This window comes from Microcoleus sp. Pol12B3, assembly GCF_036701355.1.
In the GTDB taxonomy this organism is placed as follows: Bacteria; Cyanobacteriota; Cyanobacteriia; order Cyanobacteriales; family Microcoleaceae; genus Microcoleus.
The window spans coordinates 1-18,186 of the sequence record NZ_JAUBQS010000030.1; the positions used below are offsets into that span (position 1 = coordinate 1).

Here is an 18,186-nt window from a genome sequence, read left to right on the forward strand (position 1 = left end):
CGCCATCTTTAATACCAGAACCAACGCCATCACCCGCGCCATCTTTAATACCAGAACCAACGCCATCACCTGCGCCATCTTTAATACCAGAACCAACGCCATCACCTGCGCCATCTTTAATACCAGAACCAACGCCATCACCCGCGCCATCTTTAATACCAGAACCAACGCCATCACCTGCGCCATCTTTAATACCAGAACCAACGCCATCACCTGCGCCATCTTTAATACCAGAACCAACGCCATCACCCGCGCCATCTTTAATACCAGAACCAACGCCATCACCTGCGCCAATTCCACAAGCAATACCGTCTCCGATATTAGTTGTGCCCTCCATTGCGCCTGAAAGGCTAGCCCCGATGCCATTACCTACTCCGACACCAACTTTATCTCCGTCTCTTGATGCCACCTTCCCCTTACCGGATATTTCAATTACCAATGCGATCGCCCAATCTGGCAACCTGAATAGCATTAATAGAATTGAATCTCTTTTTAACTACAGATCCGATTGGGTAAGCGAAGTTGTCCAAACGGCATCGCCTCTAAGTAGAGTTAGCCTTAGCGATATCACACGACTGATCGATAGAGGTGATATCCCACAAGCCAGTTTCTTTATCGATATCTTCTACAGTGAACAAGTTGGATCATACATTAACCAGCAAATCAGGCGGGATTTGCAATCTTTTACGGCCATACAGCAAAGAATTAGAGCGATCGCTAGCCAAACTGGTAAAAAACCAGCCATTATCTACACCTTAGCTCGCCCTGAACAATTAGACCTGATCATCGTTCCCCCTACAGGCATCCCAATTCACAAAAGCATCCCCGCCGCCCGGCGCGAAACTCTGATGCAAGTCGTCGCCAATTTCAGATTGGAACTCCTTAGTCCCAGCAAAATCAATACTCAGAGCTATTTGCCAGCATCCCAACAACTTTACCAGTGGATAATTGCTCCCTTGGAAGCGGATTTGAAAGCTGAGGGCATCGACACCCTAGTTTTTAGTATGGATGCGGGGTTGCGATCGCTCCCCTTAGCCGCCCTCCATGACGGTTCTCAATTTCTAGTAGAAAAGTACAGCATCGGACTCATTCCCAGCGTCAACTTAACCGATACTAGCTATGAAAGTGTTAAAAATGCTGAAGTTTTAGCAATGGGAGCCTCACAATTTACCAATAACGAACCCTTGCTAGCAGTGCCTGCAGAACTTAATGCTATTGCCTCCGAATGGAAAGGCGAATCTTTCCTGAACCAAACCTTTACTCTCAATAATCTGAGGTCGCAACGCACCGCCCAAGCCTTTCGGATTATTCACCTCGCTACTCACGGATACTTTAAGTCAGGATCACCGAGTAATTCTTACATTCAGTTATCAGATAGCAGGCTAACACTCGATCGCGTGCGCGAACTAGGGTGGAATCAACCACCTAAAGTTGAACTATTGGTGTTGAGCGCTTGTAAAACTGCTGTGGGTGATGACGACACCGAATTAGGTTTTGCGGGGTTAGCTGTGCAAGCGGGGGTGAAGTCGGTTTTGGCGAGTCTTTGGTCTGTCAGCGATGAAGGTACTTTAGGGTTAATGGCTGAATTTTACCATCACTTGAAAGTTGCGCCGATTAAAGCTGAAGCTTTGCGACAGGCTCAAATTGCTATGATCAAAGGTCAAGTTCGCATAGAAAATGGTCGTTTAATTTTGTCAAACTCAAATAAGGATTTAGAATTGCCGCCAGAATTAGCTAAACTGGGTAATGAAAATCTCTCCCATCCTTATTATTGGTCGGGATTTACGATGATTGGGAGTCCTTGGTAATGTCATTGTGAGAAAAGCGAAGCAATTCCAAAATCTGGCGATTTCTTCGTTTATCGCAATGACAGAAAATTGCTTTATTTCTCGTAATGACATAGTGTAAGTGCAGAAATACTAACAAAGTTATTGCCAGAAACAAAGCAATCGCAATGACTTTAGGCGTGGCTCGCAATCAAATGCTAGTAAGTGCATAAGTGCTATTTGAGCGATACATATAAACTTTGAAAAGTAAAGAGGTTGCATGATGATACAGCAAAAACTTGTTTTAAATATAGTTTTTATCGACCAAAATGTTAAAAATTACCAGAGTTTAATTGGCGACGTTTCTCCAAATGCTGAAGTAATTATTCTAGATGAAACGCGGGATGGCATTGAGCAAATTACCGAAAGGCTAGCAATTGAACAAAATATAGAAGCAATACATATTATCTCTCACGGCAGTCCAGGTGCGGTACATCTCGGTGCAAATACACTTAATAGCAGCAATATAGAAAGTTTCGAGCCTCAACTCAAACAGTGGCGCAAAGCATTAATTCCCGGTGCCGATATTCTCATTTATGGGTGTAATGTCGCTGCTTTTAATCAGCCCTGGCAAATAGAATGCGCGGCTATACAAACAAATTCCGCCTGCGCGGACTATGGAATTTCAACCGACGCAAACGAGTTGAGTTTGTGTAGTAGCGGTTTTAACCGCCGAGTTGAAAATAGTCCTACAAAACCTACAAAACCTAACCAATTCCTCGAACGCCTGAGTGAATTAACGGGTGCCGACATCGCCGCCTCCGCCAACCCCACCGGCAATGCGGCACTGGGTGGAAACTGGGAACTGGAAGTACAAATCGGCCATATCGAAGCAACGCCCATTAAGGCTTTAGCCTACAGCCACATCCTAGCGGCCACCGCTAACCCCGACAACAAAACTATCCCCGTCAACTCGCCCCAAATTAGCATAGACACCCTCGCCAACGACACAGGAAGCGCCCGCCTCTCAGTACAGAGCATCACCACCGCCCCCACCAATGGCACCGCCACCATCAACGATTGGATTTATGTGGGTGGCGCTTTCACCACTGTTAATGCCACTCCTCGCAACAGCATTGCCCGATTAAATAGCGATGGGACGGTAGATAGCACCTTCAACCCCAATGCGAATGCTATTGTCAGATCGATCGCCCTAGACAGCAGTGGCAACCCCATCGTGGGCGGCGATTTCACCACCATCGGCGGCAGTGCCCGCAACCGTATCGCCAAATTAAACCCCACCACAGGTTTCGCCGATCCTACTTTTAACCCGACTGCGGATAATAATGTCAGATCGATCGTCCTAGACAGCAGTGGCAACCCCATAGTGGGCGGCGATTTTACCACCATCGGCGGACAAACCCGCAACCGTATCGCCAAATTAAACCCCACCACAGGTGCCGCCGATCTTACTTTTAACCAGGGTGCGAATAGTATTGTCTATGCGATCGCCCTAGACAGCAGTGGCAACCCCATCGTGGGCGGCAGTTTCACCACCATCGGCGGCAGTCCCCGCAACTATATCGCCAAATTAAACCCCACCACAGGTGCCGCCGATCCTACTTTTAACCAGGGTGCGAACCTTACTGTCTGGACGATCGCCCTAGACAGCAATGGCAACCCCATCGTGGGCGGCTTTTTCACCAGCATCGGCGGACAAACCCGCAACTATATCGCCAAATTAAACCCCACCACAGGTCTCGCCGATCTTACTTTTAACCAGGGTGCGAATACTGAGGTTTTGGCGATCGCCCTAGACAGCAGTGACAACCCCATCGCGGGCGGCAGTTTCACTAGCATCGGTGGCAGTGCCCGCAACTATATCGCCAAATTAGACGCCACCACAGGAGTCGCCGATCCTACTTTTAACCCGAATGCGGGTCTTAGTGTCTATGCGATCGCTGTAGACAGCAGTGGCAACTCCATCGTGGGCGGCAATTTTACCACCATCGGCGGCATTGGTCGCAACTATATCGCCAAATTAAACCCCACCACAGGTGCCGCCGATCCTACTTTTAACCCGAATGCGAGTAATTATGCCAATGCGATCGCCCTTGACAAAGGACGCAACATATACTACACCCCCAACGCCGGATTCAACGGTGTAGACACTTTTCAATACACCGCCACCGACGGCATCGCCTCCACACCCACCACCGTCAGCGTTTTAGTCAACGACTCCCCCACCCTCGATAATTCCGGCATCCCCACTCTCAACGCCCAAAACCAAAACGACAGCGCCAGTACAGGTACATTAATTAGTACCATCATCGCCAACCTCGGCGGTACAAAAATCACCGATCCCAACGCCAGCGCCTTACAAGGCATCGCTATCACCAACCTCGACACCACTAACGGCACTTGGCAATACACCACCGACGGCACTACCTGGAATAACGCCCCAGCCGTTTCTACTACCAACGCCTTACTATTAGCTAGTAATGCCAACACCAGCCTCCGATTTGTTCCCAATGCAGGTTATAACGGCACTCTCACCAACGCCATCACCTTTGCCGCCTGGGATCAAATAGTTGGCACTAACGGCAGTGTAGCCGACTACACCGCAGACCGAACAAATAACACTACGTCCAGTGTTTTCAGTAGCGCTACCGAAACTGCCGATATTGCAATTAATCCCGTTCCCACTGTTACCAATGTTAGTGCCACCACAGCAGACGGGACTTACGGTATTGATACATCCATCGACATCACCGTTCAATTCTCTCAAATCGTCAATGTCACGGGTACGCCGAAACTTAGTTTAGCAGGTGTAACTCCTGTTGCGAATTACCTCTCAGGCAGCGGTAGCAACACTTTAACATTTCGGTATACAGTTGCAGCCGGCGATAGCAATCCTGACTTAGACTATGTTTCCACAACTGCTTTATCTCTGAGTGGGGGTACTCTTAAGAATGCTGCCAATGGTGATGCTATTTTAAGCTTGCCAACTCCGGGTCTAGTGAATTCTTTGGGTGCTTCTAAAGCAATAGCAATAGATGGAATTGTCCCGACTGTTACCATCACTCCTATTGCTGATATTACGACAGCAGGCGGTACAACGCAGACTTTTAATGTTACTTTCAGCGACAATAATGGAGTTGATATTACCAGTTTAGATAGTTCTGACCTAGTAGTAAACTGGTCAGGCGGTACAATTCCGGCTGCATTTGTCAGCGTCGATACTAACAGTAACGGCACACCTCGCATCGCTACTTATTCACTGACTCCGCCTGGGGGAAGTTGGGATGATACAGATAATGGCAGTTACGCTGTTAATTTGCAAGCATCGCAAGTAAAAGATACTTTTGGCAATCAAGTTTTAGGTAGCAATTTAGGAAGTTTTACTGTTAACATTCCCACGCCGATTCCAACTCCCACGCCGATTCCAATTCCAACTCCAACGCCAACTCCAATTTCAACTCCAACGCCAACGCCAACTCCAATTCCAACTCCAACTCCGACTCCAATTCCAACTCCAACGCCAACGCCAACTCCAACGCCAACTCCAATTCCGACTCCAACGCCAACTCCAATTCCGACTCCAACGCCAACTCCAATTCCGACTCCAACTCCAATTCCAACTCCAACGCCAACTCCAATTCCAACTCCAACGCCAACTCCAATTCCAACTCCAACGCCAACTCCGACAATAACTCCGACTCCGACAACAACGCCAACTCCGACAACAACTCCCACGCCAACACCAAGTAATCCCGCTGTCATTATCCTGGAACCACTTGGCAGTACCAACGTACTCGAAAGCTTCGGCAGCAATATATACAAAGTGCGACTAAATACTCAGCCCACTGCTAATGTCACCGTCGCCATTACCCCTGAAACCCAACTTACACTCAGCCAACGGGCCCTGACTTTTACTCCCGCCAACTGGAATGTCGCCCAAACGGTAACGGTGACTGCGGTTGACGATGCGGTTGTTGAGGGCGATCGTCTAAGTTCAATTAGCCACGCCACTACCAGCACTGACACATTGTATAATAATCTCGTAGCTCCTCTCACAGTCAATATCCGCGATAACGATAACTTAGGCGATGTCAAAACCTTGTCCCAAAAGTCAGTAATCGGTTTCACAGATAAGGACGATCGCGTCACAGGATCGGCATTAAACGACATTATCTACGCACGCCCCGGCAATGACTATCTTCATGGCAAAGCAGGCGATGACTTGCTTTACGGACAAAAAGGGGATGACGGCATCAGCGGCGGTGATGGCAATGACATTATTTTTGGCGGGCAAGGGATTGATTTTATTCAGGGCGATCGGGGTATTGACTTGATTTACTCAGGTAAGGAAAACGATCGCATTTACGGCGGCGATGGCAACGATATATTGTTTGGCGACGGGGGTAATGATTACTTATTTGGAGAAATCGGGGCCGACACTCTCACAGGCGGATTGGGTTTTGATGTGTTTGCGATCGCGATCGATACTGGTGGAACAAGTTTAGCCGCTGCTGATGTGATTACTGATTTTACCCTAAATCAAGACAAAATTGATTTAAGTAGCCCCCTGTCTTTTAACCAGTTAAATATTTATCAAGGAACAGGCGCTTTGGAGAGAGATACTATAATTCAGTATCAGGTAACAGGGGAATATTTAGCTATATTAAAAGGAGTCACTGCCATCCGTATAGTTCAGGCAGTAACTTTCGTGGTGTAGGGTTCGGGGATGCCGATAATTTTTGCATCCCATCAGGAGTGTGGTCACGCAGCCCCATTCTAGACGTTTTTAATTAGCATAAATATTTTTTATTGCTAATCACCTATTTAAAAAGTAAGAGATAGCCAATGATACACAAAAAAAATGTTTCAACTCTAGTTTTTATTGACTCAAATGTTGAAGATTATCAAAGTTTAATTAGCGGAATTTCCCCCAATGCGGAAGTAATTATTCTAGATGAAACGCTCGATGGCATTGAGCAAATTACCGAAAGGTTAGCAATTGAACAAAATATAGAAGCAATCCACATCATCTCTCACGGCAGTCCAGGTGCGGTACATTTCGGCGCAAATATACTCAACAGCAGCAACATAGAAAGTTTCGCCCCTCAACTCAAACAGTGGCGAAAAGCATTAATTCCCGGTGCAGATATTCTCCTTTATGGGTGTAATGTCGCGGCTTTTAATCAGCCCTGGCGAATAGAATTCGCGGCTGTACAAACAAATTCCGCCTACGCGGACTATGGAATTTCAACCCGCACAAACGGGTTTAGTTTGTGTAATGGCGGTTTGAACCGCCCAGTTGAAAGTGCTGCAAAGCCCACAAAACCTAACCAATTCCTCCAACGCCTGAGTGAATTAACTGGTGCTGACATCGCCGCCTCCGCCAACCTTACCGGCAATGCCAAACTAGGGGGAGACTGGCAACTGGAAGTACAAATCGGTAAAATTGACGCGCCTTTAGCCTTCACTGAAGCTGCAAGACTTAATTACGCATCAGTCTTGGCGGCGGGTGACTTAGATCCCACATTCGGGACTGGTGGCAAAGTCACGACTGATTTTAACGTAAACGAGGACGTTGGCTATGCCCTATTCATCCAGTCTGACGGCAAATTTGTTTTGGCAGGGCGTACTAACAATGGCAGCAATTATGACTTGGCCCTAGCCCGCTACAATACCAACGGCACACTTGATACCAACTTCAACGGCACTGGCAAAGTCACTACAGATTTTAATAGCAACTCAATAAACGACGAAGGCAAGGCCGTCTTTATCCAGAGTGATGGCAAAATTGTCGTGGCAGGGTCTGCCTATAATGGCAGCAACTTTGACTTTGCTGTAGTCCGCTACAACGCTGACGGCACACTCGATAACACCTTTGATAATGATGGCAAAGTCACTACTGATTTTAACGGAGGTCGTGACGAAGGTCAGGCCGTCTTCATCCAGAGTGACGGCAAAATTGTTGTGGCGGGGAATGCCATTAATGGCACTTATTATGACTTTGCCCTAGTCCGCTACAATGCTGACGGCACACTCGATAACACCTTTGATAATGATGGCAAAATCACTACTGATTTTAACGGCCAAAACGACTATGGGAATGCCGTATTCATCCAGCCTGACAACAAAATTGTCGTAGCAGGGTATGTCTTTAATGGCGTCGCCTATAGTGATTTTGCCCTAGCTCGCTACAACGCTGACGGCACACTCGATAACACCTTTGATAATGATGGCAAAGTCACTACTGATTTTAACGGCAATATCAACGATGGCAATGCCCTCTCGATCCAGAGTGACGGTAAAATTGTTGTGGCGGGGTCGTCTCCCATAGCCCGCTACAACGCTGACGGCACACTCGATATCAGCTTCGGTACTGGCGGCACTGCCACCTTCATCCAAAGCGATGGCAAAATAATCGTGGCCGGCGCCAATTTAGACTTTACCGTAACCCGCTACAATTCTAACGGCAGTTTCGATACGAGCTTCAACGGCACTGGCACAGTTACTACAGATTTTAATGGCTTCAGTGGCATAGGCTATGCCACCTCCATTCAGAGTGACGGCAAAATCGTTGTGGCGGGGGCTGCTTATAATGGCAGTGATTATGACTTTGCCCTAGCCCGCTACGGCGCTCCCGATATTGCCATCACTTCACCTACAATTGCCACCGCTAACATTGCCTCCGGTACTCTCAAGCAGCCGCTATATCAATTAAATTTAGCCGTAACGGGTGTTAATACCCAATTCACCGGTTTAACTGCTACCACTGGTGGTACTTATCAAACTTCTGACATTGCTACCAATGGCTTCAAACTCTGGTATTCCAGTGATAATCTCTTGGATGCCAGCGATACTGTTTTGAAAACTCTGCCACCTGTCGCTACTGGTAGCAACTTAGCTTTTACAGGACTTTCTCAACCTATCAATGCTGGCACAACAGGCTATTTATTCCTAACAGCCGACATAGCAACTGGTGCGACTGATGGAAATACAATTAACATTCTTCCACCCACTTTAGCCAACATTACTTTTACAGAGGGAAACAAAAGTGGAACGCCGACAGCTAGCGGGTTACAGACTATTGTTACTCCTCCTACGGTAACATCCATCGTTCGCGCTAACCCCAATCCCACTAATTTATCTAGCCTGAATTACACCGTAACTTTTAATAAGACTGTAACGGGAGTTGACAGCGGAGATTTTGCTCTTGTAGCTACAGGCATCACTGGTGCAAGCATAGCTGGAGTCACAGGTAGCGGCAATACTTATACTGTCAGCGTCAATGCGGGTACTGGCAGCGGTACTTTAGGGTTAAATTTAGTAGATGATGACAGCATTAATACCTCTGGCATACCGCTGGGCGGTACTGGTACTGCCAATGGCAATTTGACAGGAGAAGTTTACAGCATCGATCAAACATTGCCAACTGCTAGTGTCACTCCTATTGCTGATATTACGACAGCAGGCGGTACAACGCAGACTTTTACTGTTACTTTCAGCGACAATACTGCCATAGATGTTAGCAGTTTGGATAGTTCGGACTTTCTAGTAAATTGGTCAGGTGGTACAATTCCGGCTGCATTTGTCAGCGTCGATACTAACAGTAACGGTACCACTCGCACGGCAACTTATTCGCTGACTCCGCCTGGGGGAAGTTGGGATGATACAGATAATGGCAGTTACGCTGTTAATTTGCAAGCATCGCAAGTAAAAGATACTTTTGGCAATCAAGTTGTAGCTAGCAACTTAGGCAGTTTTACTGTTGACATTGCCACGCCCACGCCCACACCGACTCCAATACCGACTCCGACTCCAATACCAACTCCCACGCCCACACCGACTCCAATACCGACTCCGACTCCAATACCAACTCCAATACCGACTCCGACTCCAATACCGACTCCAATACCGACTCCGACTCCGACTCCAATACCGACTCCGACTCCAATACCGACTCCGACTCCGACTCCAATACCGACTCCGACTCCGACTCCAATACCGACTCCGACTCCAATACCGACTCCGACTCCAGGTACTCCCGCTGTCATTTTCATTCAATCACTTGGCAGTACCGACGTACTCGAAAGCTTGGGCAGCGATATATACAAAGTTCGACTAAATACTCAGCCAACTGCTAATGTCACCGTCGCCATTACCCCTGGAACTCAAGTTACTGTCAGCCTACGGGCCCTTACTTTTACTCCCGCCAATTGGAATGTCGCTCAAACGGTAACGGTGAAGGCTGTTGACGATGCGGTTGTTGAGGGCGATCGTCTAAGTTCAATTAGCCATGCCACTACCAGCCTTGACACACAGTATAATAATCTCGTCGCCCCTCTCACAGTCAATATCAGCGATAACGATAACTTAGGCGATGTCACAACCTTGTTGAAAAAGTCAGTAATCGGTTTGACACAGAAGGACGATCGCATCACAGGATCGGCATTAAACGACATTATCCACGCACGCCCCGGCAATGACTATCTTCATGGCAAAGCAGGAGATGACTTGCTTTACGGACAAAAAGGGGATGACGGTATCAGCGGCGGTGATGGCAATGACATTATTTTTGGCGGCCAAGGGATTGATTTTATTCAGGGTAACGGCGGTACTGACTTGATTTACTCAGGTAAGGAAAACGATCGCATTTACAGCGGCGATGGCGACGATATAGTATTTGGCGATGGGGGCAATGATTACTTATTTGGAGAAATGGGTGCCGACACTCTTACAGGCGGATTAGGTTTTGATGTGTTTGCGATCGCGATCGGCACTGGTGGAACAGACTTAGCCACCGCCGAAGTCATTAATGATTTCACCCTCAATCAAGACAAAATTGATTTAATTAGCCCCCTGGCTTTTAGCCAGTTAAATATTTTTCAAGGAACAGGCGCTTTTGTTAGCGATACTATAATTCAGTATCAGGTAACAGGGGAATATTTAGCTATATTGAAAGGAGTTACTGCCAGCAGTATAGTTGAGGGAGTAACTTTGTAGACTTCGTAGGTTGTTGCGCTTTAGCGCTTTAGCGCAACCACATACCTACCCGATTTCGATCGCCTAGTTTGTAGGGTGTCTCAGCAGTCGATCGTAATTTTGCTGTGATTTTCAGGTATAGCAACCGCTTAATTTAAATTATGTAGCCTGTCTTTGATTTTGGTGCGAGTCACCAATGCAGACTCACAGCGTTCCCAGTAAATTTTAGCAACGCGATCGCCCGGATTCTGACGCCAACACTCGGAAAACAGCCGCGCCGCTTCAAATAACTTCCCTTCCGAGTAAAGTGCCCTAGCTTCTGCAAACAATTCGAGCGTAGATAACTTGACCTGTTTAATTTCTGGTGGATCTGCATCAAACACCTCATAAATCGTCACAGCTTCGGATTTTCCCTTGACTTTTACCGTGTCTAGAGTGCGGATTGCGTACTGAGATGGATTTTTCAGGCGCGTATAAGTTGGCTGGGTAATTAACAGTGACACCCCATAATTTTTTGTCAAACTTTCCACGCGAGAAGCTAAATTCACCGCATCGCTGATTACCGTACCGTCCATGCGATTTGGTCCGCCCACAGTTCCCAGCATCAAAGAACCCGTATTAATCCCAATCCCAATCTGAATCCGCGCACAGCCCGAGTTGGTGCAGTATTCATTATATTCAACGAGACGGTGCAGCATTGCTATTCCCGCTTTCACCGCATTATCAGCTTCCCCACTAAACAGCGCCATAATCGCATCGCCAATATATTTATCAATAAACCCGTGATTTTGATTAATAACAGGTTCCATACGAGAAAGATAGGAATTGATAAATTTGAAATTATTCTCCGGCGTCATAGTTTCCGAAAGCGTAGTGAAATCACGAATGTCGGAAAACAACACCGACATTTCTAACTGTACTTGGTCGCCCAATTCTACATCTATGATGCTTGATTTCTCTAAAAACTGGAGGAATTGATGGGGAACAAATCGCTCGTAAGCTTTGTTGAGTTGAGCCAGCCTGCTTTCATTTTCGCGTACTTCTGTATAAAGCTTAGAATTTTGAATCGAGATCGCCGCCTGTCCAGATAACACTTTTAATAGTTCAACTCTTTCAGGGGTAAAAGCTCCCGCTGTCAGATTATTTTCTAAGTAAACAATACTAATGATTTGAGATTGGTTAATCAGCGGCACACATAAAATTGATTTGGGCTGATGCTTTCGGATGTGGGCGTCGTTAGTAAATTGTCCCGATCGCGCAGCATCATCCAGTACCACGCTTTCTTGAGTCCGACTCACATAATTGACAATGGCGGAGGAAAGGTCTTGACAGGTTTCAACGGGGATTGACTGCAACACGGTGACGAGTTCATCATTGATTGTCCCTTCAGCTTCAATGAACAGTTGTCCCTGGCTTAACAAAATCAGATAGCCTCGTTGCGCCCCTGCATTTTCCATCAAAATTTTCATCAAGCTAGACAGTAGCTTATCTAGCATAATTTCTCCAGAAATCGCCTGAGAAGCCTTCATAACAGCGCTGATATCTAGGTGATTCCCCGAACCAGTCGTTGTCATTGCTACGGTAGTTTGAATATTTTTCCTTCCCGGTTGAGTTACCGCGAATAAGTGGGGATATCGCGTTTCTAAATCCGTTACCTTAGCAGTGGCTCCCCATTCAACATAACAATAATAAGCCTCAAAAATGTAGGCTTGAGCAACTTTTGTTTTGCCCCATTCCCCGTAGAATTTGGCTGCGATTTCGTTTGCCAAGGCTTCGTCATTAACATATTTGTTTTCTTTTGCTCCAGAAATTGCGCGATCGTACATTTCAATCGCCTCGGCTTTATTGCCCAACACCCGTTGCCGTTCTGCTTCCACTAAATACCATTTATGCAGATAATTCATCGGAGCATTTTGCGCCCACTGTTGCAGCGTGGTTTGATGGGTTTCCACTAAGGAAATAATTTCAGTTTGCTCAATTGCTGGCTGTGCGGGAAAAAGTGCCAGGTGCGTCAGGGCGGCATAAAAATGAAAAATTGGAACAAAAGCCGATCCAGATACTCCCATCAAATACTGTTTGACTTGGGAAATGTGGTCTAGGGCAGCCGTGTAATTGCCATAGCAGTAAGCAAGCAGCAGTTTGTAGATGCAGGCACAAGCGATCGCCGTGAATTCATTATCCTGATAGTGCTTGGGAATCATCACCGTTTCATCGTAGGCAGAGCCTATTAACAAATCCGGCCGAATACTGCTTTCCCTCAAGTTTTGCACCGTCTGCTGAATCATATCCAAATAAACCCGAGCAGAATATTGTTTCAACTGCGCCATCACAGCCCTGTAACTTGCTATTTCAGGTTCCCAAGTTTCTAGTTCTACACCAGCGAATAAATGAGTATAAAAACAAATATATATGTTGTAGCCAGCATTTACAAAGTCGCCTGTTTCCATACCAAACCTATAGCCCTCTTTCAGCGTCGGTATCGTTGCCAAAAGAGCTTCTTGGCGATGCTGAATCCAACCACCAAACAAAAGCAGAATTATAGACTTGAATTCCGGTACATTGAACCTATCGAGCAATGAAAGTGCCAATTGCCCAAAGGCATAGCCGGTTTCCACCTCTTGTAAAAAGGCACAGAACACCATCCCGTGCATCGCATACCCCACCGTCGATGCGGGTGCATTCCCAAAGGAGAGCGATAAACTCACCATCGTTGAGCTAAGCAGGGGCAGCAAACCCGGCATTCCCTGGAAAATGGGTGGAAACAACATACCAGACAGTTGCATAGCTGCCTGAGTCTGTGGATTTGTCATCACAGATAGGTCAACCAATTCCTCAATCTTTCTGCCACTTAGTTGGGCCGCAAGGGCTTGCAGCGCTTTGCCAATCTTAGCTTCATCAGGTTCGGCAGGAAGTTCAATCCCCAATTGTAAGAGTGCGTCTCTTGCTACTGCGATCGTTTCTAAAACCTTGCTCTGGGCTGTCTGAGCAGCAATTTTAATTTCGTAAATTTTAACTCGATCTAAAATTGTTTGGGCTTCTTGTAAAACCAGTGCTGCCATCTGTTTCATACCATCAAAATCACCATTCAAATAGGCAATTTCAGCAGCAGCAACGTAAAGATTTAGCGCCAATTCATATTGAGTTTGCCAGCATTGAGGAGTCAGTAGCTCAATTCCCGTCTGTAGATAGATATTTGCCGCCGCGTAGGCGGTAGAATTTCTAGCCTTACGTCCAGCTTCTAAGTTTAGTTGAGCTAAGGCTGAGCGTTCACTTAATTGATGGATTAACTCAATTCCTTGATTTAAATGCCCTACAATATCAAAGATTTTTTCTTCTGTTTCTATGTCGGAAGAACTTTGTAGCAGTAACTGTCCAATTTTGAGATGGGTGGCTTGTTTTCGATCGTCGGGAATCAATGAATAAGCCGCTTGCTGGACGCGATCGTGCAGGAACTTATAAGTGGGATTAGCAACAGACTGATTGGGGGATTCAGCATCTGCTTGAAGGAAGTTATAGCCTTCTGAAATCACTAAAATGAGTCCTTCTTGCAAGGCTTTCCACAGCGCTGATGCCGTTTGTTCTGGTAATTCTTCGCTGACTATTGCCAATGTCTCTAAATCAAACTGCGCCCCAATGCACGCGGCAAGTTTGAGAACATCCTGAGTTTCTGCAGGCAACTTCTGCAATTGCGCCGCCATAAACTCCACCACATCCGAGGCGTCGGCAAATTTAAGTTCATTAATATCGCACTGCCACCCCCCTCTACTGCCTCCCTTAGTAAGAGGGGATTGAGGGGGGTTAAAAATAATTTGACCGTCTTCATACAACGCTTTGAGGAATTGAGTAGAGAAAAAGGGATTACCTTGGGTTTTTTGATAAACCAATTCTGTCAGGGGCTCGGCTAAAGATAAATCGCAAATCAGCGTATCTGCTACCAACTGATTGAGATCTGCTAAACTCAAAGGTTGCAGGGTAATCGTATTCACCGTGGCTCCCGACTTCACAATCTCATCCACCGTCAACATAAAGGGATGAGCCGGTGATACCTCATTATCCCGATAAGCACCCAATATCAAGAGATGCCCCGTATCCTCCATCAACAGTTGTAGCAATTTCAGAGATGCCGAATCCGCCCACTGCAAATCGTCCAGAAACATCACTAAGGGATGTTCTGCTTGGGTAAATACTTGCACAAATTTTTGCATCAGCAAATTGAAGCGATTTTGGGCGGCACTCCCCGACAATTCTAATGCAGGAGGTTGAGCGCCAATGATGCGTTCCAATTCAGGAATTACGTCAATCAAGACTTGCCCGCTCTCGCCTACTGCTGTGAGTATCAGGGTTTTCCATCTGTGTAACTGAGCGTCACTTTCTGATAATAATTGTCCCATCAATTCCCGAAATGCTTGCACAAATGCACTGAAGGGGATATTGCGCTGGAATTGGTCGTATTTGCCTTTGATAAAATAGCCGCGCTGTCGGGCGATCGGCTTGTGGACTTCGTTCACTACTGCGGTTTTACCAATCCCTGAAAAGCCAGCTACTAGCATCATTTCGGCACTAGCATTACGAACTCTTTCAAAGGCAGCTAATAGATGAAAAACTTCTGTTTCTCTGCCGTATAACTTTTCGGGAATCAGGAAATGGTCTGTAAGATCCATGGTTCCCAAGTCAAATTCTGCTATGCTATCGGTTTCTTGTAATTGAACCAGACACATTTCTAAATCCTGCTTGAGACCCAATGCAGTTTGATAGCGATTTTCCGCATTTTTTGCCATCAGCTTGCTGACAATTTGCGAGAGAATTAGGGGGATTTCTGGCTTGATTTCGTGCGGGGGAACTGGTTGTCTGGCAATGTGGCAGTGAACTAGCTCTAAAGCGTCTTCTGTCTCAAAAGGTAGTTTTCCTGTCAGCAGTTCGTAGAAGGTGACGCCGAGGGAGTAAAAGTCAGTGCGGTAATCGATAGAGCGATTCATCCTACCAGTTTGTTCCGGCGAGATGTAAGCGAGGGTTCCTTCTAAAACGTTGGGATTTTTCAGGGTTGGCATTTCTCGCGTTAGCTGAGTGGAAATGCCAAAGTCGATAATTTTGAGCTGTCCCGTTTCCGGGTTATAAACAATATTTGAGGTGTTAATATCTTTGTGGATAATATTGGCGCTGTGAATTTGCCCTAAAGTTTCAGTGGCTGCGATCGCCAGGATCAGAAACTCCTTGAGGCTAAACTTTCGCTGCTGCATCCATATTTTCAAGGATTCCCCGCCAAAGTCCTCCACAAAAATCACGAGGCTATTTTGGTATTTTTGCAAGTCATAAACTTGCACGACTCCCGCCTCTTTCAGCTCTCTGGTGATACGGTATTCGGTGCGGTAGCGTAGCAATTCTTGAGGTGTGGGGTAGCTTTCTTTGAGCAGTTTCAGGATGAGCGGTTGGCGATCCGCTTCCCGAATCCCCCGGTAAACCAGAGAGTTGGTACTTTCGTAAAGCAGTTTCTGGACGGCAATGCCTGGAATGGAGAGCATATTTATTTTTTTGGTAAAAATTAACGTTTACTCAAAACACACCGGATTCGTTGTGTCGAGAATAGCGCTTTAGAAAGGAACAAATTATGTTTTTATAACACACTCTTAGTTTTTCGGCAGCGAAGTGGCTTTCAGGTCGTCTGGCAGAGTAAGGGTAAGGAGTTATAATGCGACGTATCTAAGCCTTGTTAATTCTCAACTCCCTGAATTGTCACCGTTTCGGTTCTCCAAACATCGTTAAAAATTGTCCCACCCCCAGCGCTAAGTAAAACTTTAAATCTATATATTGTCACAGGCACTTTGTTTAAAACCGCGCACATCAAAGGATTTCAGAAGAAACAAAAAAATTGAGAGATCGGCTTTTATTAGAAAAAATATCTTGAGTCGCGATTGTCAAAGTCACGAGGGTGTCCCCCCGCTGGTTCTAATACTATGTGTTTTTCAACAATTAGCATCAGTCCCCCGGAAAGTTCAAGTAAAGTCAAAAAATCAAGGCAAGCTAACGATCCAACACGATCAAATATAGTCGTTTGTAGGCAATAAGGGGAACAAGCAGTGGAAAGAGCTGCCAATAGATGCCTTAACCAAAGAAATTCTAGGGGTTTATAGCAACCCTACATGAGTCGTAAATTTTTTACCCCAGCCCACCCAACCCTCCCCTTAGTAAGGGGAGGGAGTAAGAAATTCACAAATGATTTAGGATGGCTATATATAGGAAGTCTAGTTGAAATGGGTGCTAAAGGTTTGTCAGATTCAGTCCCAGTAGTTGAGAGACGATGTGCTGTCTATTATACAGATTTTTGGGTCGCATATAAAAAAGTTTTGCCTCGCCAGCGACACAAATCTGTCGGGAAAGATACGGGCAAAACTTCTGATCTCTAAAGATGCAAGAACTCCCTGATGAACAGGATATCTCGCTATTGTTGTAAGAAAGAGCCTTTCCTAATCTAAAAAGCTCTCACTCAAATCATGTGGAACCTTTGTGGTATTTTATTCATCAATACAACGCTTCTTTACCCCTAAAAGGATTGAGAATTTTTCCTTGCTATGCAGGACTACCAGACTTTGTTCTCAGGATTTTGGAGAGTCATTTATCTACTTCCGCTTACCCTTCCCCGCTACAAACTCCCGCAGTCGCAGTAAACTGGCGGTTTGCCCCAAATTCAGCGGCAGCAGCGACACCCCCTCCAACCGAGACTGCACCCAACCATCGCCCCAATACCACTCGTGAAATCCGTCAATTCCCTGACTCAATAACAGCCGCAGACAATTGTGCTCAACAATATCAACGTGATGCTGAACTGCCACGGGGCCCAGCCAACTTGTAAAGGTCAAACCTCGAGTAAATTCTTCCGGCAAATCGCTAGACAACTGTTGCGGCCACAGCCACTGCTGCAATTGACTCGGACGCAACAAGCTGTCTCTAATCGCTGTTTCGGAAGCTTCAAGCTCAATCCGCAGGTTGCTTTGTTGAAAATTACCGAGCATAAGAATTTTAGATATAAGTGCAAGTAACTTTAATGTAACTTATTGTACTGGTTCTAACCTCTTAGGGGCGGGCAAGATGCCCACCCCACAAGCAGAAAATTCATCGGTTGTGGAACAGGCCCGAAAGCTTGTTCAGCCTAGAAACCCACCCCACAAGCAGAAAATTCATCTGTTGTGGAACAAGCCCGAAAGCTTGTTCAGCCTAGAAACCCACCCCACAAGCAGAAAATTCATCTGTTGTGGAACAAGCCCGAAAGCTTGTTATTAGAAGTTCGATCGCACACCAGCGCACATCAACGCACATGAGCGCACATCCGCGTTCATCTGCCGTTAAAGATTTAAGATATTCGATCGCACGCCTCGCCCCAGACCCGATTTTCGTATCGAACTGTTAAGCTCTGTTTCATTTCATTGAA

Annotated in this window: 6 protein-coding genes; 3 read left to right on the plus strand and 3 right to left on the minus strand. The window is 46.2% G+C overall.

The features are described from left to right. Positions 1-366, minus strand: a 366-nt coding sequence (locus QUA53_RS16590) for a hypothetical protein (protein ID WP_333248969.1), incomplete at its 3' end; no start/stop codon positions are given. On the opposite strand from QUA53_RS16590, the gene QUA53_RS16595 reads away from it, so the two are divergent. The 3 genes from QUA53_RS16595 to QUA53_RS16605 all read left to right on the plus strand — a co-directional run bounded on the left by QUA53_RS16595 (position 360) and on the right by QUA53_RS16605 (position 10,784). Further along, positions 360-1,808, plus strand: coding sequence for a CHAT domain-containing protein (locus tag QUA53_RS16595; RefSeq protein WP_333248971.1), 1,449 nt, complete (start codon positions 360-362; stop codon positions 1,806-1,808). The genes QUA53_RS16590 and QUA53_RS16595 overlap by 7 nt on opposite strands. Positions 1,809-2,046: 238 nt before the next feature. Next, positions 2,047-6,504 carry a DUF4347 domain-containing protein gene (locus tag QUA53_RS16600; protein ID WP_333096128.1) on the plus strand — a complete coding sequence of 1,486 codons (4,458 nt, stop codon included), beginning with the start codon at positions 2,047-2,049 and terminating at the stop codon, positions 6,502-6,504. 128 nt (positions 6,505-6,632) lie between these two features. Beyond that, positions 6,633-10,784 carry a DUF4347 domain-containing protein gene (locus QUA53_RS16605; RefSeq protein WP_333096127.1) on the plus strand — a complete coding sequence of 1,384 codons (4,152 nt, stop codon included), beginning with the start codon at positions 6,633-6,635 and terminating at the stop codon, positions 10,782-10,784. Positions 10,785-10,912: 128 nt separating this feature from the next. On the opposite strand, the gene QUA53_RS16610 is transcribed toward QUA53_RS16605, so the two are convergent. Both QUA53_RS16610 and QUA53_RS16615 read right to left on the minus strand, forming a co-directional pair. Continuing rightward, on the minus strand, positions 10,913-16,282 hold the full coding sequence (locus QUA53_RS16610) for an AAA family ATPase (RefSeq protein ID WP_333096126.1): 5,370 nt from the start codon (positions 16,280-16,282) through the stop codon (positions 10,913-10,915). A gap of 1,095 nt (positions 16,283-17,377) precedes the next feature. Continuing rightward, positions 17,378-17,770 carry a hypothetical protein gene (locus QUA53_RS16615; protein WP_333096125.1) on the minus strand — a complete coding sequence of 131 codons (393 nt, stop codon included), beginning with the start codon at positions 17,768-17,770 and terminating at the stop codon, positions 17,378-17,380. Positions 17,771-18,186 lie beyond the last annotated feature (416 nt).